The sequence below is a fragment of the Ruegeria sp. HKCCA6707 genome (assembly GCF_013033515.1).
GTDB lineage: Bacteria > Pseudomonadota > Alphaproteobacteria > Rhodobacterales > Rhodobacteraceae > Ruegeria.
This window is the reverse complement of sequence record NZ_WQEG01000003.1, coordinates 393,158-416,252: the sequence shown is the minus strand read 5'-3', so window position 1 is coordinate 416,252 and position 23,095 is coordinate 393,158. Positions and strand designations below refer to the sequence as shown.

Here is a 23,095-nt window from a genome sequence, read left to right as displayed (position 1 = left end):
GCCCGGCCGCTTCATCTTTTCAAAAATACGCGCGCCAAAGGCAACGGCGCAAGCCGTTATGCTTCTTCGTGCGACCACATCGGTGTGCGGTAAGACATGCGGCGTACCGAACCGGTCTTCGAGCGCATCAGAAGTGTTGTGGTCTCGACCCAGCCGGGCTCGCGTTTGATACGCGGCAGCAGTGAGCCTCCGGTCACGCCGGTTGCGGCAAAGATTACATCCGCGGTCACCATTTCATCGCGGGAATAGATCCGGTCCAGATCGGTGATCCCGGCCTTGTTGGCACGGCCCCGTTCGTCATCATTGCGGAAGAGCAAGCGACCAAAGATCTGCCCGCCCATGCATTTTAGCGCAGCTGCGGCCAGTACGCCTTCGGGCGCGCCGCCTTGGCCCATATACATGTCAATGCCTGTTACTTCGCTTTCGGCGCAATGCATGACGCCAGCGACGTCCCCGTCGGTGATCAGGCGGATCGACGCGCCGGTTTCGCGCACCTCTGCTATCATCGCCTCGTGCCGGGGGCGTTCGAGGATACAGACGGTGATATCTGCAGGCTGGCAACCCTTTGCTTTGGCAAGAGCTTCCACCCGTTCGCTCGGGCTCATGTCCAGCGTTACGACGCCATCGTCAAACCCCGGGCCAATGGCCAGCTTGTCCATATAGACATCGGGGGCGTGCAGCATTGACCCGCGCGGGCCCATGGCGATGACGGTCAGCGCGTTGGGCATGTCTTTGGCGGTCAGGGTGGTGCCTTCCAGCGGGTCCAGAGCGATATCCACGCCCGGGCCATTCCCGGTGCCGACCTCTTCGCCAATGTAAAGCATAGGCGCCTCGTCGCGCTCACCTTCACCGATGACAACCACACCGGCGATGTCCAAAAGGTTCAACTGCTCGCGCATGGCGTTCACCGCGGCCTGATCGGCCGCTTTCTCATCCCCACGGCCCACCAGCGAGGCCGAGGCCAGCGCAGCTTGTTCGGCCACCCGAGCCAGTCCCAGAGACAATAGGCGGTCGTTGAAATCGATCTTGGCAGCGCTCATGTTGCGTAATCCTTTGGGCAGTGAAAGCGTTCTATTGGGCATAGCCTGCCGTCACGGCAGGCCGCAAGGGGTTAGACCTGCTCGATGCGCAGTGCGACCGGGGTGCCAGCGACCACATCGGTGCCGCTCAGCCCGCTCAGGGCGTGATCCAGCGTGGCGCGCGTTGTTTTGTGGGTCACGATCAGTACCGGCGCGGTGCTTTCGGTATGCGCATATTGGCGCATTCGGTCGATCGAGACACCAGCATCGCCCAAAATCGCGGCCACTTTGGCCAAAGCGCCGGGTTTGTCCAGCAATCCAAGCCGCAGGTAATACGGGGCGGGCAGACCGGTCACCGCCGGGCTTGCGGCCTCAAGCGACGTTGCCGGGCGTCCAAAGGTCGAGATCTTCAGGCCACGTGCCAGGTCACAGACATCACCCATCACGGCGCTGGCTGTGGGGCCTTCTCCCGCGCCGGGACCGCGCAGCACAACCTGTTCGATGGCGTCACCTTCGATCACGACCATGTTCGTGCCGCCCTCCAGCTGCCCCAAAGGTGAGTCGCTGGGCACCAGACACGGCTGCATCCGCTGCTCTAGCCCGCGCGCGGTACGTTGCGCGACACCCAGCAGCTTGATGCGATAACCCATATCTTCGGCCTGATCGATGTCGTCCAGGCTGATCTGCTGAATGCCTTCGATCTGGATCCCATCGAAATTTGGCTTCGTGCCAAACGCAATTGAAGACAGCAGAGCCAGCTTGTGCGCCGCATCGATGCCGCCCACATCCAGGTTCGGGTCAGCTTCCAGATAGCCAAGCTCGGCACATTCATCAAACAGTGCGTTATAGCCCTGCCGCTGTGACTGCATACGCGTCAGGATATAGTTGCAGGTGCCGTTCATCACGCCCATGACGCGCGTGATTTCGTTGCCAGCCAACCCCTCGGTCAGCGATTTGATCACCGGGATGCCCCCGGCAACTGCCGCCTCGAACCGGATCACCCGCCCCGCGGCTTCGGCCTTTTCAGCCAGTTCTTGCCCGTGGATCGCCAGTAGTGCCTTGTTGGCTGTGACCACATCCTTGCCACTGGCCAGAGCGGCCTCGACCGAGGTTTTGGCAGGGCCGTTCTCGCCCCCCATCAACTCGACATAGACATCGACATCGTCGCGCTGGGCCAGCGCAACCGGGTCGGTTTCCCAGGCAAAGTCCCGCAAGCTGACGCCCCGGTCCTTGTTGGGATCGCGCGCGCAGACGGCTGTGATTTCAATCGGTCGGCCCGTGCGCGCGGTCAGCAAGTCGGCGTGACGGCGGATGATCTTGACCACGCCAATGCCCACGGTTCCCAATCCGGCTATGCCCAGCCGTAGCGCCTGTGTCATTCGCAAGGGTCCTTTCCGCTCGAACACGCCCGATGGGGCGCAAAACCTGTTGTCGGCTGCCTTAGCGGGTTCAGGGAAAGGGTGCAATCCGTCATGGCGAGCACCGCGCCGAAAGGCGCGTTGGCCTAGTTGATTTCTGCGTTTTGCAAAGCGTCTGCCCGTTCCGTCAGCGCTTCTGCCCGCGCGTTCAGGTCTTCTTCAACCTCGGCGGCTTCACTGACGGGATCTGCTGGCGGGCCAAGCGCTTCTGACAATGGGATCAGCTTCGGGTAGGGCGCTTTGCGCAGAGCAGGCCCTTCACTGCCTTCAAGCTCTGGAATATCAGCGCAGGCGGCACAGATCAAAAGACCCAAGATCAACGGTAGCGGTTTCATAAACGATCCAAAGCTCGCATCATCACAAATGTGATGCACCTTTTGCTGCGTCTGATCAAGCGGGCTTCTATCTGAACATCTGTTCAGATATGCTTGCGCCATGGCACGTACTCAGGGCTCTCATTCCGGCATCACCGGCCCGCGCGTTCGCGAAGCGGCGGTATCACTGTTCGCGCAACACGGCTATGCCGCTGTTTCCATGCGCCAAATCGCGGGTGAGGTCGGCGTGCAGGCCGGGGCGCTGTATAACTATACCCCAGACAAGCAAAGCCTGCTCTTTGGTCTGATGCGGGATCATATGCAGGATGTGCTGGCCGCCTATGAACAGCTTGAACCTGCTAAAGATGCGCAAGAGGCGTTACGCCAATTTGTCGGGTTTCACATCCGCTATCACCTGCAGAGGCCGGATGAGGTCTTTATTGCCTATATGGAACTGCGCAACCTGACCCCAGAAAACTTTGCCGAGATCGAAACCCTGAGGCGTCGGTATGAAGACGCGCTCGAAGCCATTTTGTGCCGGGGTCAGGACAGCGGGCAGTTTTCGGTGGCGGATACCAAGATCGCAACACTCGCCGTCATCGCCATGCTGAACGGTGTGATGACGTGGTACCGGGCAGGGGGGCGGCTTTCCTTGGATGAAGTCGAGCTTGTCTACTGGGACATGATCCGGAAATCCGTCGCCGCCTGATGTGCCCTGTCAGTGTGCGGGCCGGATGAACGTGCCGTTGCGCAGCTCGCGAAAGGCTTGTTCAAGCTCGGCCCGGCTGTTCATCACGATCGGGCCGTGCCAGGCCACCGGTTCATCAATCGGCGCGCCTGATATCAGCAGAAACCGCACACCGTCGGGTCCAGCCTGAACCGTGACTTCATCCCCGGTCCCAAACCGAACCAAGGTGCGATCCCCAGACATGTCGCGAATGTTGACTTCTTGCCCGGCAACTTCTTTCTCCAGCAAGACCCCGGTGGGCTGCGACGCGTCGGCAAAGGCCGCTTGACCCTGAAAAATATAGGCGAAGGCCCGCCGATAAGTATCTATACGGAAAGTCTTTTTCACACCTGCCGGGATCGAGATATCGAGGTATTGTGGATCAGCCGCGATGCCATCAACCGGGCCCATCTTGCCCCAGAATTCGCCCACGATCACGCGCACAATCGTGCCGTCATCATCAATGACTTCGGGAATGTCCTTGCTTTCCACATCCTGATAGCGCGGGGCTGTCATCTTTTGGCTTGAGGGCAGATTGCCCCAAAGCTGAAACCCGTGCATCTGACCGGCGGCGTTTCCTTTGGGCATTTCCTGATGCAAGATACCCGACCCGGCGGTCATCCACTGGACGTCGCCAGCCCCCAGACTGCCGTGATTGCCCAGCGAGTCGCTGTGATCCACCGTCCCGGACAGGACATAGGTGATGGTCTCGATCCCGCGATGGGGGTGCCACGGAAACCCGGCCTGATAATCTTCGGGCCGTTCGTTGCGAAAATCGTCGAACAGTAGGAACGGGTCCAGCTCGGACGGGTCCTGAAATCCGAAGGCCCGGTGCAGCTTGACGCCTGCGCCTTCCATGGTTGGCATCGCCTTACGTGTTTCAAGTGTTGGTCTAAGGGACATGACGGCCTCCTGTCAGATTGCACACATATCTATCTCTTGTTCGAAGCCAATCAATCCGCAGGAACACACTGGTTCTGTGCGCGAATGATCAAGCCTGTCCTTTGCGGTGCAAAGCGGATATGGAAAGCCGCGAAGTCAGGAGAAATTCATGCAAGAAGAAGTGCTGGCCACGGTCGACGCCTCGGCCCCGCGACGTTGGATCGGGGTTGTGATGCTGGTCGTCATATCGGTTTTGGTGATCTACGTCGCGCTGGCGACGCCGCCTGAGCTGGCGTGGCAGGTCTTTTTGCTTGTCATAGGCGGGGCAACACTTTGGTTGGCTCAGCGTATGTGGTCGGCAACGGCAGATGGTCTTGAGTTGACTGCTACAGAATTGCGAACACGCTCGGGCCGCGTGATCTGCAGGATCGAAGATGTGGTGTCGGTGGATCGCGGAGTGTTCGCCTTCAAACCCTCGAACGGATTTCTGATCCGCGTTGCGACTTCAGAGGGCAACGCCTGGGCGCCCGGCCTGTGGTGGCGGCTGGGCAACCGCGTTGGCGTAGGGGGCGTGACCGCGGCTTCGAAGACCAAGTTCATGTCGGAACTGCTGACCGCGATGCTTTCGGAAAATGAATAGCACTGGCAACTAATTGTCTTAGCCAAGCTCAATATTACAGTTGCTCGCGAGAGGATCGACAACGATTTGGTCGAAGACCCGCGGATGCGTAAAGACGATGTTATCCATTTGAAAGAAATCTGCCCCAAACCCCAATTTGAACGGGCGAATGTAGGTGTTTGTGGTTTCCACAACGATCATCCGTCCCTTGTCCGGCATAACAGGCAACGACGCTTTCATGCCCTGGATGTTTGCCTGACTCCATTCCTTGCCCTGGTAGACGGCTCCCCTGACACATGACCATTCCAAATCAAGCTGGTCACCTGTCTGTTGATAGATCAAATATGTGATTCGTATGGAAGAATCCGTACGCTGCGACACCATGTTTTCAAACACCGCGTGCAGGTTTGTAAAATATGCGGTATTGACCTCTGACCGCTCACGGGACACGACGTCCGCCAGAGCATAGGCGGCCTTCAGATTGCGTCCGCTTTGGCGATAGCCGTCAAAGAATGTGAAAGACGCGAACATCGACCAGAACAGAAGCGGCACCATAAGCACAGCTTCGATGGTAATACCGCCGTCTTCACAACGACGAAATCGTTTGAAGAACCGCTTGAGTGATGCGCGGGGATACTGGTTACGCAGGCTCATGAACAAATACCGTGGTTGCGTGAAGTTCGTATGTTCCTGACGCCCGAGTGGCGGTCAGCTGCCCCAACATCGAGTTCAACCAAACCGGGTTGGCCTCGACACAGGCCCGAATAATCATCAACTCATTCGATGCTCCGGGGACGAAAACCTGATCTTCGGGTTTCCGGATGTCTTCTGCGGTATTGACGCAAAACGGGGTCGGATCCAGGTTTTGACCGACAAACGGATCAATGGACCGCATTTCCAGTTTCAGGTTCGTTTCGCAGTTTTTGATGTATCGCGCCTTGTCGCAAATGATGTCTTTGAGCATGTCATGCTCCCAGGTGGCACCTGGTGAGGTATCGTATTTGTCGATGTTGTTCAGGCGGACATCGCGGATCACTTCGTCCAGAGCTCGTTCAAGATTGGCGTGATTGAAGGCCATCAAGCCCATATCTACACCTGAATAGGTGACAGCCATGTAGAACGGCAACCAAAATACCATTTCAATGGCCTGGCTTGACCCGTCTTCTTCGCGCCGGAATCGACGTAAATAGTTGCAGACGCGCCGGATCATTGGGTCAGCCTCAGGTTCTGGATGCTCGAGCCAATAGATGCGAATACGTCAATAATCTGGGTGCCATCAGCCTCGTAATAGGCGCCGTCGGCGGTCGCGCAATCCTGCAGCAGCGGCTTGACCCCGTCTGGTGCTTCGAAGGCAATCGAGAAGATAACGATCCGCTCCTGTTCCGCGTCCGCGCACAGCGACCGAACACGCGGGTCTTTGTCTGATTGTCTCAGTTCATCAGAGGACGCGTTGAACCATGTGTTGGCAAAAGTGCGACCGTATGCATTGTCCAAAAGGTCGTACATATAGTTCTTTGTTGTACGCTCCCACATTGAGGGCCAGTCGACTGAAACGACTGGTACCGCCGCGTCGAAGTTCGGAACCGGTTTGTCGCGCTGGTAAGAATAGTTGTAGCTGGTACAGCCATTGCTATCCCCGGCAGAGCATCGGATTTGACGATAGGTTGGTGCGGCACCATAGGCATCTGGCTGCACACGCTCGCGCGCCCAATAGAAGCCACGTGTGCTATCATATTCGTACAGATCAACTGTAGGCCACAGGAAATCCGGGTCCGAAGGATCAGTAATCGGAAGATTCGGCAGCGAATAGGTGGACGTGGTCGAGCTATAATAGAAACCCGAAGCGTTTTCGTGATAAGGTGGCAGAACCATGTGCTGGCGGGTGTTTTCACCATCCGTCATCAACACGACAACCTTCAAAGTATCCGCTGTTCCATTCGGTGCAGGGCGGTCCGAGAATTCATTCGGGATCGCACCAGTCGCAGTGATGTTGCTAATCAACGGCTGCATGGTCTCATCAAGCAGTGCAAGCCCCCATTTCAGGCCAACGTCAATTGATGTCCATCCGTAGGCTTCCATATCGTTGATCCGCTGTTTGAGCACAGTCGCGTCTTTTTGCAGGATGGTCATTTCGCGCTGACCGGAATTGTTGCCATTCCCGATATTGTGGTTGTTAGACAGGCAGATGCGCTGGTCGTTCACAATACCACCGCTGGGACGTCGGTCATAGTTGCCCGAGTCGGTGAAGTACAATGTCTGCGGGATCGAGGGGCCGCCTGAATGGTAGTTGAAGGCGGTGGTCGAGAAGTCTGATGCAGCAAAGTCGATGCAGTTTGCATAGTCGTTGCGACCAGTCGTATTGAGGCGGCTCATCAGGATATCGGGAACCGATACCTGTTCCGAATAAGGAATAATCGAGATCGAAAGTTTGCCGTCTTCGGATTTTGTGGTCATTTCGTCCACAAAATCGGTGGCCGCTTTCTGCAAATTCGCCAGCTTGGTGCCCGCCATCGACCCAGATACGTCGAGAACAAGTGAGATTTCCACGTCACCGATGGATTCTTCGGCCACGCTTGCTGCGGCACTGGCGATGGTGTCGACACCTCTCCATTTCATGAAATGCATTTCAACGTCGATATTGGCCTGAGCCTCTACACGACGATATCCTTGCAGAACAACAGCTTGCGAACCGCAAACATCAGGTGTCACTATGGGATCGCCGACCAAGTATTGATCCAGACCTTCTTTGCTTAGGTAGTCGACGACCACATCTTTGGGGCAGAGGTCTTGATCAAGGTCGGCTGCCGCAAGAACGGCGCGGTCCAAAGCGTATTGCAGTCGGGCCCGTTCACGATCAAAACGCATCACGTCCACCGCGAACCCGGCGGCTGTGAAGATCACCAAGATCAGGAAAATTGTCAAAATGGTCATCGAACCGCTGTCCGATTTTCCGAACGACCTCAGGCGGTGCAACGCGCTGAAGTTCTGGGTCATACCATTTCGTTTCGACTTCCAAACAAACTTATTCATAACGAATTCCTCTGCCGGCCGGGCACAATGCTGCCAGTGGTTGGCAACTCAACCAAAATATTCCGGGAACGTGGCGAGATTTGGGCGCTATGGCAGCTGAAACCTCAAATTTGGTCTATTTATGTGGGTATTACACGAGTAATCACAGGCTTTGTTTCGTGCCCTGAGACAATGGCGAGGTCGAGGTTAAAGAAGTCTTAACAAAACGACTCAGCTCGACCGGGCGTAATACTCGCTTCACCATTTGATGAAAAAAAGTGCACTTGGTGATTGCTGTATCCGTAAAGCGGTGCGACAAAACGCCATGACCAACTGACCTGCCGGCACGGAGGATTTGATGACCAGTGTTCAGGAACCCAGTTTTCGGGAAAGCGTTGATTTGATGTTTAACAGGGCGGCCTCATTGATGGACCTGCCGCCGGGGTTGGAAGAAAAGATCCGGGTCTGCAATGCGACCTATACCGTGCGGTTTGGTGTGCGCCTTCGGGGAGAGATACATACTTTCACCGGATACCGCTCGGTCCATTCCGAACATATGGAGCCGGTTAAGGGCGGTATTCGCTATGCCTTGGCGGTTAATCAGGATGAGGTTGAGGCGCTGGCGGCGTTGATGACCTATAAATGCGCGCTGGTTGAGGCACCGTTTGGCGGCTCGAAGGGGGGGCTGTGTATCGACCCCCGCAAATATGAAGAGCATGAGTTGGAACAGATCACGCGACGCTTTGCCTATGAGTTGGCCAAGCGCGACCTGATCAATCCCTCGCAAAACGTCCCAGCGCCGGACATGGGCACCGGCGAGCGGGAAATGGCCTGGATGGCCGATCAATATGCGCGGATGAACACAACCGATATCAACGCGCGTGCCTGCGTCACCGGCAAGCCTTTGAATGCCGGTGGTATCGCCGGGCGAGTCGAGGCGACCGGGCGCGGCATCCAATACGCGCTGCGCGAGTTTTTCCGCAATCCGGAGGATGTGAAAAAGGCGGGCATGTCCGGTAGTCTGGATGGCAAGCGCGTGATCGTGCAGGGCTTGGGCAATGTGGGTTACCACGCCGCCAAATTCCTGAGCGAAGAGGACGGGTCTCTGATCACCGGTGTCATCGAATGGGACGGCGCGTTGTACAACCCCGATGGCATAGATGTTGAGGCGGTGCGGCAATGGATCGTCAAACACGGCGGGGTAAAGAACTATCCCGATGCCACGCATACGGCTGAAGGTGGCGCTGTTTTGGAGGAAGAATGTGACATCCTTATCCCGGCGGCACTGGAAGGGGTGATCAACCTGTCCAATGCTGACCGGATCAAGGCACCGCTGATTATCGAGGCTGCAAACGGCCCGGTGACGGCCGGTGCGGACGAGGTTCTGCGCAAGAAAGGCACCGTAATCATTCCCGACATGTACGCAAATGCGGGCGGTGTGACCGTATCCTATTTCGAATGGGTCAAGAACCTCAGCCATATCCGCTTTGGTCGCATGCAGCGTCGACAGGAAGAGGCGCGGCACGAGTTGATTGTCAGCGAACTGGAACGCCTGGACCGTTATCTTGGCGGGGCATGGTCGATGTCTCCGGACTTCAAGGCCAAATACCTGAAGGGTGCGGACGAGCTGGAACTGGTGCGCTCGGGCCTCGATGACACCATGCGGATCGCTTATCAGGCGATGAGCGAGGTTTGGCATTCTCGTACTGACGTCGATGATCTGCGCACAGCTGCCTATATCGTCGCCATTGATCGGGTTTCGAAAAGCTATCGGGCGAAGGGCCTGTAACCGGGTTTTCAAATCACGTCTGGGCCGGAAAATGCGGCCCGGGCGCGGGCCGTTTTTGCCGTGCAGAGTTGCACTTGGCAAAGGGCATTCCGTGAGCGTGCAGCATTTGGGCCGCTCAATACGCATTCTTAAGTTTCCATCAAAATCAGTCGCGCATAGACCAGTCCGGGTCGAAAACAGAGGCGGATTGAGATTCGTCGCTTGCTAGTGCTGGCCCAAGTTGGTTTTCTGCCGACTGAGCTGCACGGAGGTTTGAATGCGGTTTTCCGGCTTGCGCGTCCTCAAAGAAGGTTTGACCGGCAACAAGGGGTGGACGCCGCATTGGCGCGATCCCGAGCCGAAAAGCGAATACGACATCCTTATCATCGGTGGCGGCGGTCACGGGCTCAGCACAGCTTATTATCTGGCCAAGGAACATGGTTTGACCAATGTCGCCGTTCTGGAAAAGGGCTATATCGGCGGTGGCAATGTTGGCCGGAACACGACGATTGTGAGGGCCAATTACTTTCTGCAAGGCAATTCCGAGTTCTACTCGCATTCGCTGAAACTCTGGGAAGGGCTTGAGGAAGACCTGAACTACAACGTCATGCATTCGCAACGCGGCATCATCAATCTGTTCCACTCGGACGGGCAGCGCGATGCAGCGGCGCGGCGAGGGAACATGATGATCAGCCAGGGGGATGATGCGATCCTGCTGAACCGTGATCAGCTGCGCGAGATGCTGCCCTATCTGAACTATGACGATCTGCGGTTTCCGCTCTATGGCGGGCTGTATCATCCACGCGGCGGTACAGCACGGCACGACGCGGTGGCCTGGGGTTACGCCCGGGGTGCGGATCAGCGCGGAGTGGACCTGATCCAGAATTGTGAAGTGACCGGTATCGATATCGAAAACGGCGCGGTGCGCGGCGTGCAAACCACACGTGGACCGATCCGGGCCAAGAAAGTGGCGATGGTTGCGGCGGGTCGGTCGGGGCAGGTGGCGGCGATGGCCGGGATGCGCCTGCCGATTGAAAGCCATGTGTTGCAGGCCTTTGTGACCGAAGGGCTCAAACCCTGCATCGATCATGTGGTGACCTTTGGTATGGGGCATTTCTATATCAGCCAGTCGGACAAGGGCGGGTTGGTGTTTGGTGGCGATCTGGATTTCTATGCCTCCTACGCAGCGCGTGGCAATCTGCCCACGGTCGAAAGCGTGATGGAGGCCGGAGTGGCGCTGATGCCGATGATCGGTAAGGCACGGGTGCTGCGATCCTGGGGCGGGATCATGGATATGTCACCGGACGGCTCTCCGATCATCGACCGGACGGGGATCGAGGGGCTTTATCTGAACTGCGGCTGGAACTATGGCGGGTTCAAAGCGGTTCCGGGGTCCGGAAACGTGTTTGCCCATCTGATCGCGACGGATCGGTATCATGAGAACGCAACCGGGTTCCAACTGGATCGCTTTCGCACCGGGCGCGGGATCATCGATGAAGAGGGCAAAGGCTCTCAACACAATCTGCATTGAGGGCGGTGATGTCGGATATCCGTATTTTTGACAAGAAGAAGCAAGGGGCGCGGCTATGAGGATCACCTGTCCGCTTTGCGGAGAACGGGATCGGCGCGAGTTTTACTATCGCGGCGCGGCTGTGGATCTGGCGCGTCCTGAACCGGATGCGGGCGAGGCGGCCTGGGACGAATTTGTCTATCTGCGCGACAACCCGGCGGGCATGACACGCGAGCTTTGGTACCATGAGGGCGGCTGCGGTGCCTGGATCGTGGTCACGCGCGATACGGTCACGCATGAGATTTCAGGCACGGAACTGGCCTCAGGGGTGAGCGCATGAGGATTGCGGGCAAAGGGCTGGTTGATCGCAGTCAAACGGTGCCGTTTGTCTTTGACGGTGTGCGCTATGAGGGTTTTGAGGGCGATACGCTGGCCTCGGCCTTGTTGGCCAACGGCATCAAGCTGATGGGGCGGTCGTTCAAATATCATCGCCCGCGTGGCGTTTTGACGGCGGGAAGTGAAGAGCCTAACGCGCTGGTCACCGTTGGTGCAGGCGCGGCTCAGGAGCCAAACGTCCGGGCGACGATGCAGGAGATTTACCCGGGCCTTGAAGCGCGCAGCCAGAACCGGTGGCCGAGCCTGGGGTTCGACATGATGGCCGTCAACGATCTGGCGGCGCCGTTTCTGGGGGCGGGGTTTTATTACAAGACTTTCATGTGGCCCAAGAGCTTTTGGGAAAAGCTCTATGAGCCGATAATCCGGCGCGCTGCCGGGCTTGGGGCTTTGTCCGGTGAGGACAATGCGGACAAATACGAAAGCGCTTATGCCTTCTGTGATGTTTTGGTCATTGGTGCCGGGCCTGCCGGACTGATGGCCGCTCTGACGGCTGCACGAGCGGGGGCGGATGTGATCCTGGCGGATGAGAACGCGCGGATGGGGGGGCGTTTGCTGGCCGAGACCTATGAGGTGGATGGCAAGCCGGGTCCTGTTTGGGCGGATGAGGTTCTGGCAGAGCTGCATAGTATGGGCAATGTGCGCTTGATGACGCGCACGACTGTCGCCGGGGCTTATGATCAGGGCACCTTTGCCGCGCTGGAGCGGGTGTTGCATCATACTGATCACCGCCCGCGCGGGGCGCCGCTGGAAACCTATTGGCGGATCGTGGCAAAACGCTCGGTACTGGCGGCTGGGGCTTTGGAACGTCCCATAGCCTTTCGCGACAATGACCGACCGGGGATCATGACCGCAGGGGCTGTGCGCGCCTATTTGAACCGCTGGGGCGTCAGCCCGGGCCGGAACGTCACCATCTTTGGCAATACGGACGACATTCACCGAACCGCGCGTGATTTGCTGGAGGCCGGGGTCCATGTGGCTGCGGTCATCGACAGTCGCCATGATGCGCCGGGCTCGGATGACTATGAGGTGCTGCGCGGTGCGCAGGTCTGTAGCAGCGCCGGTCGCAAGGGACTGGAGTCCATCACCGTACGGCGGGCCAGCGGTGAGGATCGTATTCACACCGATTGTCTGGCCATGACCGGTGGCTGGAACCCTTCGGTCCATCTGACCTGTCATATGAATGGCCGTCCGACCTGGCGGCGCGAGATCGAAGCCTTTGTGCCGACACCGGGTGCGGTGCCGGGGATGGTGACGGCAGGCGCGTGCAACGGATCCTTCTCAACCGCGGCCTGCCTAGAGGAAGGGATTACCGCAGCGGAGTCGGTGCTGGGCGATCTGGGCATGACAGCGCCAAAAATCACCGTGCCGCAGGCCGAGGATACGCCCTATGAGATCGCGCCGCTCTGGGCTGTGCCCGGCAAAGGGCGGGCCTGGCTGGATTTCCAGAATGACGTCACGGTGAAAGACGTCAAACAGGCTGCGACTGAAAACTTTCGGTCGGTCGAGCATATGAAACGCTATACCACCCAAGGCATGGCGACGGACCAGGGCAAGAACTCGAACGTGGCGGCGCTGGCAATTCTGGCCGATGCCACCGGGCGCGGAATACCCGAGACCGGGACCACCACGTTCCGTCCGCCCTATTCTCCGATCGCGATTGCAGCTTTGGGCGCCGGGGCCGAAGGCAAGGGGTTCAAGCCGCAGCGCTTTACCACGTCGCATAAGGCGAGTGTGGCGCGTCAGGCGCCGATGGTTGAGGCGGGGCTTTGGTACCGGCCCAGCTATTTCCCCAAAGAGGGTGAGAGCAACTGGCGGCAGTCCTGCGACCGCGAGGTCAACATGGTGCGCCAGACGGTTGGGGTCTGTGATGTCTCGACCCTGGGCAAGATCGACATTCAGGGCCCGGACGCGGGCGCATTTCTGGATTTCGTCTATACCAACATGTTTTCGACCCTGAAGGTGGGGCGCACCCGTTATGGCTTGATGCTGCGCGAGGATGGGCATGTCATGGATGATGGTACCACCGCGCGGCTCGGTGAAACGCATTATCTGATGACCACCACCACCGCCGCTGCGGGTGACGTGATGAAGCATCTGGAGTTCGTGCATCAGGGCCTGCGCCCGGATTGGGATGTCAGTTTCACATCGGTCACCGAACACTGGGCGCAATTTGCGGTCGCAGGGCCGAAATCACGCGAGCTGTTGAACGGGATTCTGGACATGCCGCTGGATGACGACAGTTGGCCCTTCATGGCGTGCGGCCCGGTATCGGTTCTGGGTGTTCAGGGGCGGCTGTTCCGCATCTCATTCTCGGGCGAGCATGCCTATGAGGTCGCAGTGCCTGCGCGATATGGCGCAAGCCTGTTCGACATCCTGACCAAACGCGCCGAGGCATTGGGTGGCGGGCTCTATGGGATGGAAGCGTTGAACGTTCTGCGCATCGAAAAGGGCTTTATCACCCATGCCGAAATCCACGGGCGCACCACTGCCTATGACATCGGAATGGGGCGGATGGTGTCGCAGAAGAAAGACAGCATCGGCAAAACTATGTCGCAACGTGCAGGCCTGGAAGAACCCGGGCGCGAGCGGTTGGTTGGGCTGAAGCCTGTTGGTGAAAGCAAGCAACTGTTGGCCGGTGCGCATCTCTACAAAGAAGAGGCCGAACCGGTGCGCAGCAATGATCAGGGCTACCTGACCTCGGTCTGTTACTCGCCGACGCTGGGCTCGATGCTGGGGCTGGGCTTTCTGGCGGATGGGCCCGAACGATACGGTGAGGTTGTCAAATTGGTTGACCATCTGCGCGGTGTGACCACGCTGTGCGAAGTGGTGAACCCTGTGTTCTTTGACCCCGAAGGAGGGCGCGTGCGTGGATAAGCTGAGTGCCAAAACGCCCTGCGATGGGCTGCTGCCACTGACTGTTGGCTCCGTGACGCTCAGCGAGGTCGACGCCGGGTCAATCCATTCGATTTCGGCTTTCAATGGAAAGCAGAAGCAGGTGTCCGATGCGCTGAAGGCGGCGCATGGGATGGCATACCCGGCGGCCAACCGGGCAACGGGCAAGGCTGGTGCTCGAGCGATCTGGTTTGGCCCTGCGCACGCGATGCTGATGGGGCCCGTGCCTGATGATGCACTGGCCGAAAACGCGGCTGTCGTGGATCAATCAGATGCTTGGGCGGTTGTGCGGATCGAAGGCGACGGTGTCGAAGACATATTGGCACGTGTCACCCCTGTCGATCTGCGCAGCACGCGGTTCAAGCGTGGCCATACCGCACGGACATTGTTGTTTCATATGACGGCCTCGATCACGCGCGTCGGTGACACCGCGTTTCAGATCATGGTCTTCCGGTCCATGGCCGAGACGCTGGTTCACGATTTGAAAAGGGCGATGGAAGGCGTTGCCGCGCGCGGCTAAACTGCCCTGAACGAAACGAATCTTCGGAGACCCCTATGTTGCGTATCGCCTGTGTTGCGGCCCTGTTGGCCACACCCGTGGTTGCGGAAGAAACCAAGGAACAAAGCTGCAAGTTTCAGGCGGATGTTGTAGCCGCGATTCAACAGGCGCGGTTAGACCGGGTGAAGGAACGGGATGTGCCGCAGGCGGTGGCAGACAGCGGCCCCACGTGGCCCGAGAATTACAATGCCGCGATCCCGCTGATCACGCCTTGGGTCTATGAACAAAAGATGCGCGACGTGCGTAAGAAAGACCTGGGCGCAGCCTGGCTTGAGCTGTGTCTGCAGCAATAATCCACAGGCGCTGCATTTCGCTGTGGACAACCCTGCGCGCGCCCCTTGGCGCGCGTTTGCATTTCTGGCAGGTTTGATCCATGTCACTGCCCCCCGGTTTTCTGGATGAATTGCGCACTCGCCTCAGCCTGTCTCAGGTTGTGGGGCGCAAGGTCATGTGGGACCAGCGCAAATCCAATCAGGGCAAGGGCGACATGTGGGCGCCGTGCCCGTTTCACCATGAAAAGACGGCTTCGTTCCACGTCGATGACCAAAAGGGGTTCTACTACTGCTTTGGCTGCCATGCCAAAGGTGATGCAATCAGCTTTGTGAAAGAGACCGAGAATGTCTCATTCATCGAGGCGGTTGAGATTCTGGCGCGCGAAGCCGGGATGCCGATGCCTGCGCTTGATCCCAAGGCGCAGCAGAAACAGGACCGACGCGCGCAACTGGCCGAGGTCATGGAGCAGGCGGTGCAGTTTTTCCGTCTGCAGCTGAAAACCGGGGCAGGGGCGGGTGCGCGCGATTATCTGAACCGTCGGGGGCTGGACGGCGACGCCTTGGATCGGTGGGAGATCGGGTTTGCCCCGGATGGCTGGCAAGCACTGTGGGATCATCTGCGCGGCAAGAATGTCGAAGAAGACCTGATCCTTGGGGCCGGACTGGCCAAACCCTCGAACAAGGGCAAAAAGCCTTATGACACCTTCCGCAACCGGATCATGTACCCGATCCGCGACCCGCGTGGGCGCTGCATTGCCTTTGGTGGTCGCGCGATGGACCCCAATGACAATGCCAAATACCTGAACTCGCCCGAGACCGATCTGTTCGACAAGGGCCGCAGCCTCTATAACCACGGCCCCGCGCGGCAGGCGGCGGGCAAGGGGCAGCCTCTGATCGTGGCCGAGGGCTATATGGACGTGATCGCCTTGGCTGAGGCAGGGTTCGGGGCCTCGGTCGCACCGCTGGGCACGGCGATTACCGAACATCAGTTGCAGTTGCTTTGGCGCATTTCAGATGAGCCGATCATTGCTCTGGACGGTGACACGGCGGGCCTGCGCGCGGCAATGCGGGCCGTTGATCTGGCTTTGCCATTGCTAGAGGCTGGCAAGTCGCTGCGCTTTGCGTTGATGCCCGAAGGCAAGGACCCTGATGACCTGCTTCGCGCTGATGGGTCCGCAGCGGTGCAGACGGTGTTGGATGCTGCGATCCCCATGGTCAAACTGCTCTGGCAGCGCGAGACCGAAGGCAAGGTTTTTGACAGCCCCGAGCGCAAGGCGGCATTGGACAAGGTCTTGCGCGACAAGATCAAGCTGATCCGAGATCCTTCAATCCGGTCCCACTACGGGCAGGAAATCAAAGACCTGCGCTGGCAATTGTTTCGTCCGCAGAGACAATCGCCCAATCGGCCCTGGCAACCGCGCGGCAAGTGGCAACCCAAGCCAAACGCGACTCCTGGTGCGCGGGCGTCTTTCCTGGCCTCGTCGGAAAGCGCAGATATCCAACTGCGTGAAGCCGCCATTCTGGCCATTGCCATCCTGAATCCCGAGGTCGTGGTCCAGTTTGAGGTCGAACTGGAAGAGGTGGAGTGCCAAAACCCCGATCACGCCGCGCTGCGCGCGGCAATTTTGCGCCATGCGATCGACGACCCTCAGAACCTTCAAGACCACATCGTGGAAACTTTGGGGGCCGCGCCCCTTGAAAACCTGTTGGCCCTTCGCCATGTCGCTGTGATCCCCTGTGTGTACAAGCCAGGCGATGTTGAAAAGGCTCAGATGACGCTGGCCGAAGAACTCGCAAAGATCAAAGCGCTCCGGGGGTTGGATGCTGAGATTGCCGAAGCGGCAGAAGAATTGTCTGATCTGACGGATGAGGCGTTGACCTATCGGCTGGCGCAGGCCGCCGAGGAGCGCAATCGCGCGAGCCGCAGTCAGAATGAAGACAAGGCCGTGTTCGACATCGCCGACAATGGGGCGCGAATCAACCGCGACGAGAAAGACGCGTTTGAAGCCATCATGTCGGGTATCAATTTCGAAAGGAAACGCCGGTAAAGTGGTGTTTTCGTAAGGCACTGGAAAAGAAAAACAGGTAAACGGGTGGCCGAATCAGATTCACGCGCTAATGATTCGGCTCTAACGAATCACCCATCCCTGCAGGAGCATTGAATGGCCGCCAAGGATACGAACGAAGACCGCAAATCCGACGAGCAGGAACAGGAAATCTCGCTGGACATGAGCCAGGCCCAGGTCAAGAAGATGATCGCCGAGGCCCGCGAGAAAGGCTACATCACATATGACCAGCTGAATCAGGTGCTGCCACCTGATCAGGTCAGTTCGGAACAGATCGAAGACGTGATGTCGATGCTGTCCGAAATGGGCATCAACATCATCGAAGATGAAGAGGCCGAAGAAGAAGAGAACAAAGGCTCGACCGAACTGGTCGCCGCCGAGGGCCCGCGCGAGGTTGCGCTGGCCGGGGCGCAGACCGAAAAGCTGGATCGCACCGATGACCCCGTCCGCATGTATCTGCGTGAGATGGGCAGCGTCGAACTGCTGAGCCGCGAGGGCGAGATCGCCATTGCCAAGCGGATCGAGGCCGGTCGCAATACGATGATCGCCGGTCTTTGTGAAAGCCCGCTGACCTTCCAGGCGATTACGATCTGGCATGACGAACTTCTGTCGGAAGACATCCTGTTGCGCGATGTCATCGACCTGGAGGCCACGTTTGGCAACCAGTTGGACGAAGACGGTGACGTCGAAGAACCGGTTGTCGATACGTCGAAGGTTCAGGCGGCCAAACCTGCCAAGGACGAGGGGCCCGAGCTGGATGCCGATGGCAATCCGCTGAACAATGACGACGACGATGACGACGACGATCAGGCCAACATGTCTTTGGCCGCGATGGAAGCCGCGCTGAAAGATCAGGTTCTGACCACGCTGGAACGGATCTCGACCGATTTCGCGATGCTGAGCGAAATGCAGGACAGCCGGATCTCAGCCACCCTGAATGAAGACGGCACCTTTAGCGACAAAGACGAGGCGACCTATCAGAAGCTGCGTTCTGAGATCGTTGAACTGGTGAACGGGCTTCACCTGCACAACAACCGGATCGAAGCGCTGATCGACCAGCTTTACGGCATCAACCGTCGGGTCATGTCGCTGGACAGCTCAATGGTGAAACTTGCCGACCAGGCCCGCATCAACCGTCGCGAGTTCATCGACGCCTATCGCGGGCGCGAACTGGACCCGAACTGGCTGGCCGAAATGGCAGAAAAGCCGGGCCGTGGCTGGCAGATGTTCATCGAACGCTCGACCGCCAAGGTCGAAGAGCTGCGCGCAGATATGGCGCAGGTCGGTCAATATGTTGGTCTGGATATCCCTGAATTCCGCCGCATCGTTCAGCAGGTTCAGAAGGGCGAAAAAGAGGCGCGGCAGGCCAAGAAGGAAATGGTCGAAGCCAACCTGCGCCTGGTGATCTCGATTGCCAAAAAGTACACGAACCGTGGTCTGCAATTCCTTGATCTTATTCAGGAAGGTAACATCGGCCTGATGAAGGCGGTGGACAAGTTCGAATACCGTCGCGGCTATAAGTTCTCGACCTACGCGACCTGGTGGATCCGTCAGGCGATCACCCGCTCGATCGCGGATCAGGCGCGCACGATCCGTATTCCGGTCCACATGATCGAAACGATCAACAAGCTGGTGCGCACCGGTCGCCAGATGCTGCATGAAATCGGACGTGAGCCGACGCCGGAAGAACTGGCCGAAAAGCTGCAGATGCCGCTTGAGAAGGTCCGCAAGGTGATGAAAATCGCCAAAGAGCCGATCAGCCTTGAGACCCCCATCGGGGACGAGGAAGACAGCCAACTGGGTGATTTCATCGAGGACAAGAATGCTGTGCTGCCGCTGGACAGCGCCATTCAGGAAAACCTCAAGGAAACCACCACCCGGGTTCTGGCCTCACTCACGCCGCGCGAGGAACGGGTTCTGCGGATGCGCTTTGGCATCGGCATGAACACCGACCACACGCTGGAAGAGGTTGGACAACAGTTTAGCGTGACCCGCGAACGGATCCGTCAGATCGAAGCAAAAGCGTTGCGCAAGCTGAAACATCCCAGCCGGTCGCGCAAGCTGCGGTCGTTCCTGGATCAATAAGGCAAAAGGCGCTGCGGCGCCTTTTTCTTTGCCTGGAAACGGGTAACGGGCTGCGCTTGATCTCACGCTGGCTGAACCACGCATCAAATTGGCGAGAACTCACAAGACCTGCACCGTCGCGATTTCTATATCGCGGCTGTCCACTCATGGGACGGGCCGGGGCGAGGTAGTTTTGCCGACGACCCCCGGCCGCAGTCAATCCGTGTTCAGCGGGTGCTCGACCCGTTTGCGAAAGGCGGTTGGGGCCTGACCCGTCCAGCGCTTGAAGGCGGTCGAAAACGCGGCCTGATCGGAATAACCCAGCGAAAACGCGATTTCGGAGAGCGCCATTCCGTTCTTGATAAACGTCTGCGCCAGATCACATCGAAGGTCTTCGACAATCTCGCGATAGGTTGTGTCTTCTTCAGCCAGCCGCCGCGCCAACGTCCGAGGGCTCAGGCCCAATTGCGCGGCCGCGTCATCGGCGTGAATGATGGTTCCGGGCATCGATTGGGTTATCAATCCTTCTACCTTCGCCCGCATCTGTTGTTGGGGCGAACGCCGCTCGGCCAGTAAACGCTCGCCATATTCCAGCAGATGCGCCCGCAGGCTGGGCTCGTAGGTTGGGATCGGCGTGTCCAGAGACGGCAGGGACAGGATGATCTCCATCCGCTCGGCACCAAAGGTTACGGGGAAACCGCCGATCTTTTCATAGGCCTGCGCCTGTTGCCCCACTTCGTGCTCGAACCGGATCTCAAGGGGATGCAAGTCCGTCTGCGTCAGGTTGCGCATCCGGGCGATGGCCGCAAACATCAAAAATTCGGTCCTTCTGTGGTACCGGCGAAAGCTTGGGTCCTTCCAATCCACTTCGAACACCGCAGCGTTTCCGGTAGAGCGCAGGGCAAAGCTGAGTGCAGGATCGATCATCCAATGAAAATAACACGTGTTTTCAAGAGCTTGCCGGAGGTCGCGTGAGTATTTGCTGATATAAGCCGTCACACTTGAAGAGACATCGAACCCAAGACCTGCTTGCGCCGCAAATGTGATATTTTGCAACGCGTCGCAGGCATGGCGCACGAACAGTGCCTCTTGATGCGCGCTATAGCTGGTTGCTGGCGCTGAAATCTGAATACGGGACAGGCCGCTTTTCTGTAGCACTTGATCCGTTGTGTCAGGCATGCCGGATACCTGATCTAGAATACGGGTCAGTAACTGAATTCTGGAAATATCGACGTCCATATCCACGCAATCTGATTTTTGAAATCAATTTCGACATTAGCGAGTAGTAGCTGCAGTGGGCCAGCTTTTTGAATCGCGTAGCGGTCCCGGGCAATTAATTGGCTGGAAAACACAAGATTTTGACTGATTGGCGCATGAACGTACTGTCAGGGACGCATAGATACGGGCTGCTGTCGGGTCAGTGCCTTATGGGGATGAGGCCAGAGCCCAAACAAGCGGCCCACCGAGCCAGCTTTCCGGGTTCCCCGACACGCCCTTACCCTATCTGTCGCATTGTCGGTCCGGGTGTTTCATGACAGCTTGAAACGGTAGGAATGCGTAGTCGCGGGCCATTTTATGACGAAGACGCTGGAAGACTATTGCGCTGAAAAGGCAAATCTAATCGTCTTTGATGGCGAATGCGTCCTGTGCTCAGGATTTTTCCGGTTCATGTTGATCCATGATCGCCACCACCGGTTTTCTTTTGCAACAGCGCAATCAGCTTTGGGGCAACGCCTCTATACGCAGTTGAACCTGCCAACAGGCGATTTTCAAACGAACCTCGTTTTTGTCGACGGGCAGGTCTATCAAAACCTCGACGCGTTTGCTGCTGCGATGCGGGCCTTGCCGGGCGGGTGGCAGATCTTGTCTTGGTGTCGGTTTTTGCCGGGCTTCATAAAGACGCCGCTTTACCGTTTGATCGCCAGCAACCGGTATTGGTTCTTCGGGCGGTCGAAGGTCTGCTTAATGCCCGATACCGCGATCCGGGCCAGGTTCGCCACGGATGGATTTTGAAACTTTGAAAGACCCGTTCTTGCAAGTGCTTGGCGAGTTTCACGCTTTACCTGATGCGCTTGCGGTGCTGCACAGCCGGTCTGGTCGCTTTTCGGGCCGCTGCGAGGTCGTGCGAGGCAAGGGGTGGGTCGTGGGTGCACTGCTCGGATTAGGTCGCTTTCCCAAATCGTCTCCGGACCAACCCGTGTCCCTGACTATCGAGCGTACAAGCTCTGAATGGGTGTGGTCGCGCGATTTCGGCGGCCACAAGACGGTTTCTCATATCCGGTTGGACGCGCATACCGGCTGGGTCAAAGAGGAAATCGGCAATATTCGCATCTGGCTCAAACCTCGTTTTGAAGCCGGGATGTTGCATATCGATATCAAGGCGCTTTCGGTGTTTGGGCTTCCATGTCCGTCTTTCCTGTTGCCCCGGTCCGCCTCGATTGAATTTACGGATGAGGAGGGTCGTTTCGCATTCGACATCTCAGCGCGCGTGCCTGGTCTGGGCCTTTTGATCCGATACAAGGGGTGGCTGACACCCGATCACTTTTTCCATGCGGAGTGCTGAAAGGATTGTGATGTCGGTCGCGGTCTAAAATCGGGCACTATATTTGCGGCAGGATTGGTTAACAAAGGACACAAGTACGATGAAAAATTTGGTTCTTTTCACATGCGCAGCGGTGCTTTCCTTCAGCGCCAACGCATCGTTTGCAGTGGGAGCGTTCGGGTTCGATGCGAACGCGATCAGCGACACAGAATTCGAAGTTATTCCACGAACAAGAAAAGATATCGATGGGTATTGGTGCGAAGCATCCGATTTTGCACGTCGGATATTGGGGGCCAGTTGGCAACAACAGATCTATGTTTTGCGCGGTTACGGTCCCAGTGTTACAACAAATCGTCGCACTGCCGTTCAGTTTTCATTGACCAAACCGACAAACACCGCTCAAGAAGGCAGCGGCGTTTTTTCGGGTTTTCGTCCCGGAGACAGTATGTCGGTGCAACGGGCAAACACGCGCTGTACCCGTATTCGCATCAATTCCTGAACGGGTAGCAAAAGCAGGTGCAAACCGAGTTTACAATTCAGACACGCGGCGCTGGGCTATATGAGTTCACGACCCAAGTGCGTGCTTGGGTCAATCATCAGCCCAGCGACGGGTTGCTGACGCTGTTTGTGCGACACACCTCATGCTCGTTGTTGATCCAGGAAAACGCAGATCCCGAAGTTCAGACGGACCTGCAGGCATTTTTCGAGCGGCTTGTTCCACCGACCGATGACCCCTCAATGTCGTATCTGCGGCACACTTACGAAGGGCCGGATGATATGCCGGCCCATATCAAGGCGGCAATGATGCCGGTCAGCCTGTCGATCCCAGTGGCATCGGGTGTGCCTGTGTTGGGAACGTGGCAGGGCATTTACCTGTTCGAGCATCGCAGCGCGCCTCATCACCGTCGCGTTGCAGCTCATTTCGCGTGACCCCTTTATGTAGCGGTGAACATTTCCGACTACCCAAATCCTAGCGGCTGCCCTATAGTTGTGGATAAGTAGGCCGCAGCGCTTACAACAAAAGGCGGAACTAGGGAC

General features: G+C 57.8%; 22 protein-coding genes. 14 read left to right on the top strand and 8 right to left on the bottom strand.

From position 1 onward, the window contains the following. Window positions 1-56: 56 nt before the first annotated feature. The 3 genes from glpX to GOW40_RS10545 form a co-directional block, all read right to left on the bottom strand. Window positions 57-1,040: a class II fructose-bisphosphatase gene (glpX, locus tag GOW40_RS10555; protein ID WP_171130262.1), complete on the bottom strand. Its 984-nt coding sequence runs from the start codon at window positions 1,038-1,040 to the stop codon at window positions 57-59. 71 nt (window positions 1,041-1,111) lie between these two features. Continuing rightward, the gene (locus GOW40_RS10550) at window positions 1,112-2,398 is read right to left on the bottom strand and encodes a homoserine dehydrogenase (RefSeq protein ID WP_171130260.1); all 1,287 of its coding nucleotides are present in this window, start codon (window positions 2,396-2,398) and stop codon (window positions 1,112-1,114) included. A gap of 125 nt (window positions 2,399-2,523) precedes the next feature. Next, window positions 2,524-2,772 carry a hypothetical protein gene (locus GOW40_RS10545; protein ID WP_171099969.1) on the bottom strand — a complete coding sequence of 83 codons (249 nt, stop codon included), beginning with the start codon at window positions 2,770-2,772 and terminating at the stop codon, window positions 2,524-2,526. 100 nt (window positions 2,773-2,872) lie between these two features. Here GOW40_RS10545 and GOW40_RS10540 point away from each other — a divergent pair, with 100 nt between their 5' ends. Then, entirely contained in the window at window positions 2,873-3,460 is a 588-nt protein-coding gene (locus GOW40_RS10540) for a TetR/AcrR family transcriptional regulator (protein ID WP_171130258.1), read from the top strand. Window positions 3,461-3,469: 9 nt separating this feature from the next. Here the strand turns inward: GOW40_RS10540 and GOW40_RS10535 are convergent, their stop codons facing one another. Further along, complete coding sequence (locus GOW40_RS10535) at window positions 3,470-4,381, bottom strand: pirin family protein (RefSeq protein ID WP_171130256.1); 912 nt, start codon at window positions 4,379-4,381, stop codon at window positions 3,470-3,472. A 148-nt stretch (window positions 4,382-4,529) separates the two neighbouring features. On the opposite strand from GOW40_RS10535, the gene GOW40_RS10530 reads away from it, so the two are divergent. Continuing rightward, complete coding sequence (locus GOW40_RS10530) at window positions 4,530-5,000, top strand: hypothetical protein (protein ID WP_171130255.1); 471 nt, start codon at window positions 4,530-4,532, stop codon at window positions 4,998-5,000. Window positions 5,001-5,018: 18 nt separating this feature from the next. Here the strand turns inward: GOW40_RS10530 and GOW40_RS10525 are convergent, their stop codons facing one another. From GOW40_RS10525 to GOW40_RS10515, 3 genes are all read right to left on the bottom strand, one after another. After that, the gene (locus GOW40_RS10525) at window positions 5,019-5,633 is read right to left on the bottom strand and encodes a TadE/TadG family type IV pilus assembly protein (RefSeq protein ID WP_171099961.1); all 615 of its coding nucleotides are present in this window, start codon (window positions 5,631-5,633) and stop codon (window positions 5,019-5,021) included. Next, window positions 5,620-6,117: a TadE/TadG family type IV pilus assembly protein gene (locus GOW40_RS10520; protein ID WP_254430663.1), complete on the bottom strand. Its 498-nt coding sequence runs from the start codon at window positions 6,115-6,117 to the stop codon at window positions 5,620-5,622. The genes GOW40_RS10525 and GOW40_RS10520 overlap by 14 nt, the downstream gene beginning before the upstream one ends. Before the next feature lie 68 nt (window positions 6,118-6,185). Further along, window positions 6,186-8,009 carry a pilus assembly protein TadG-related protein gene (locus tag GOW40_RS10515; RefSeq protein ID WP_171130253.1) on the bottom strand — a complete coding sequence of 608 codons (1,824 nt, stop codon included), beginning with the start codon at window positions 8,007-8,009 and terminating at the stop codon, window positions 6,186-6,188. 337 nt (window positions 8,010-8,346) lie between these two features. Between GOW40_RS10515 and GOW40_RS10510 the strand changes: the two genes are divergently transcribed. The 8 genes from GOW40_RS10510 to rpoD all read left to right on the top strand — a co-directional run bounded on the left by GOW40_RS10510 (window position 8,347) and on the right by rpoD (window position 19,536). Next, window positions 8,347-9,777, top strand: a complete 1,431-nt coding sequence (locus tag GOW40_RS10510) for a Glu/Leu/Phe/Val dehydrogenase (protein ID WP_171230954.1) — start codon at window positions 8,347-8,349, stop codon at window positions 9,775-9,777. Between the two features lie 256 nt (window positions 9,778-10,033). Further along, complete coding sequence (locus GOW40_RS10505; protein WP_171130251.1) at window positions 10,034-11,287, top strand: sarcosine oxidase subunit beta family protein; 1,254 nt, start codon at window positions 10,034-10,036, stop codon at window positions 11,285-11,287. 55 nt (window positions 11,288-11,342) lie between these two features. Beyond that, window positions 11,343-11,606, top strand: coding sequence for a sarcosine oxidase subunit delta (locus tag GOW40_RS10500; RefSeq protein ID WP_171130249.1), 264 nt, complete (start codon window positions 11,343-11,345; stop codon window positions 11,604-11,606). Continuing rightward, the gene (locus GOW40_RS10495; RefSeq protein WP_171130247.1) at window positions 11,603-14,536 is read left to right on the top strand and encodes a sarcosine oxidase subunit alpha family protein; all 2,934 of its coding nucleotides are present in this window, start codon (window positions 11,603-11,605) and stop codon (window positions 14,534-14,536) included. Before GOW40_RS10500 ends, GOW40_RS10495 begins: the two co-directional genes overlap by 4 nt. Next, window positions 14,529-15,074: a sarcosine oxidase subunit gamma gene (locus GOW40_RS10490; RefSeq protein ID WP_171130245.1), complete on the top strand. Its 546-nt coding sequence runs from the start codon at window positions 14,529-14,531 to the stop codon at window positions 15,072-15,074. The genes GOW40_RS10495 and GOW40_RS10490 overlap by 8 nt, the downstream gene beginning before the upstream one ends. A 35-nt stretch (window positions 15,075-15,109) precedes the next feature. Further along, window positions 15,110-15,406: a hypothetical protein gene (locus GOW40_RS10485; protein ID WP_171099944.1), complete on the top strand. Its 297-nt coding sequence runs from the start codon at window positions 15,110-15,112 to the stop codon at window positions 15,404-15,406. 80 nt (window positions 15,407-15,486) lie between these two features. Continuing rightward, window positions 15,487-17,433: a DNA primase gene (dnaG, locus tag GOW40_RS10480; RefSeq protein ID WP_171130243.1), complete on the top strand. Its 1,947-nt coding sequence runs from the start codon at window positions 15,487-15,489 to the stop codon at window positions 17,431-17,433. A gap of 114 nt (window positions 17,434-17,547) precedes the next feature. After that, on the top strand, window positions 17,548-19,536 hold the full coding sequence (rpoD, locus tag GOW40_RS10475) for an RNA polymerase sigma factor RpoD (RefSeq protein WP_171130241.1): 1,989 nt from the start codon (window positions 17,548-17,550) through the stop codon (window positions 19,534-19,536). Window positions 19,537-19,731: 195 nt separating this feature from the next. Here rpoD and GOW40_RS10470 read toward each other — a convergent pair whose 3' ends face one another. After that, window positions 19,732-20,754 (bottom strand): AraC family transcriptional regulator, encoded by a 1,023-nt coding sequence (locus tag GOW40_RS10470; protein WP_171130238.1) that lies wholly within the window; start codon window positions 20,752-20,754, stop codon window positions 19,732-19,734. 336 nt (window positions 20,755-21,090) lie between these two features. Between GOW40_RS10470 and GOW40_RS10465 the strand changes: the two genes are divergently transcribed. From GOW40_RS10465 to GOW40_RS10450, 4 genes are all read left to right on the top strand, one after another. After that, the gene (locus tag GOW40_RS10465; protein WP_171130236.1) at window positions 21,091-21,528 is read left to right on the top strand and encodes a thiol-disulfide oxidoreductase DCC family protein; all 438 of its coding nucleotides are present in this window, start codon (window positions 21,091-21,093) and stop codon (window positions 21,526-21,528) included. After that, window positions 21,518-22,078, top strand: a complete 561-nt coding sequence (locus GOW40_RS10460) for a DUF4166 domain-containing protein (protein WP_171130234.1) — start codon at window positions 21,518-21,520, stop codon at window positions 22,076-22,078. Before GOW40_RS10465 ends, GOW40_RS10460 begins: the two co-directional genes overlap by 11 nt. A 79-nt stretch (window positions 22,079-22,157) precedes the next feature. After that, complete coding sequence (locus tag GOW40_RS10455; RefSeq protein ID WP_171130232.1) at window positions 22,158-22,556, top strand: hypothetical protein; 399 nt, start codon at window positions 22,158-22,160, stop codon at window positions 22,554-22,556. 17 nt (window positions 22,557-22,573) lie between these two features. After that, the gene (locus tag GOW40_RS10450) at window positions 22,574-22,987 is read left to right on the top strand and encodes a secondary thiamine-phosphate synthase enzyme YjbQ (RefSeq protein ID WP_171099931.1); all 414 of its coding nucleotides are present in this window, start codon (window positions 22,574-22,576) and stop codon (window positions 22,985-22,987) included. The last annotated feature ends 108 nt before the right edge of the window (window positions 22,988-23,095 follow it).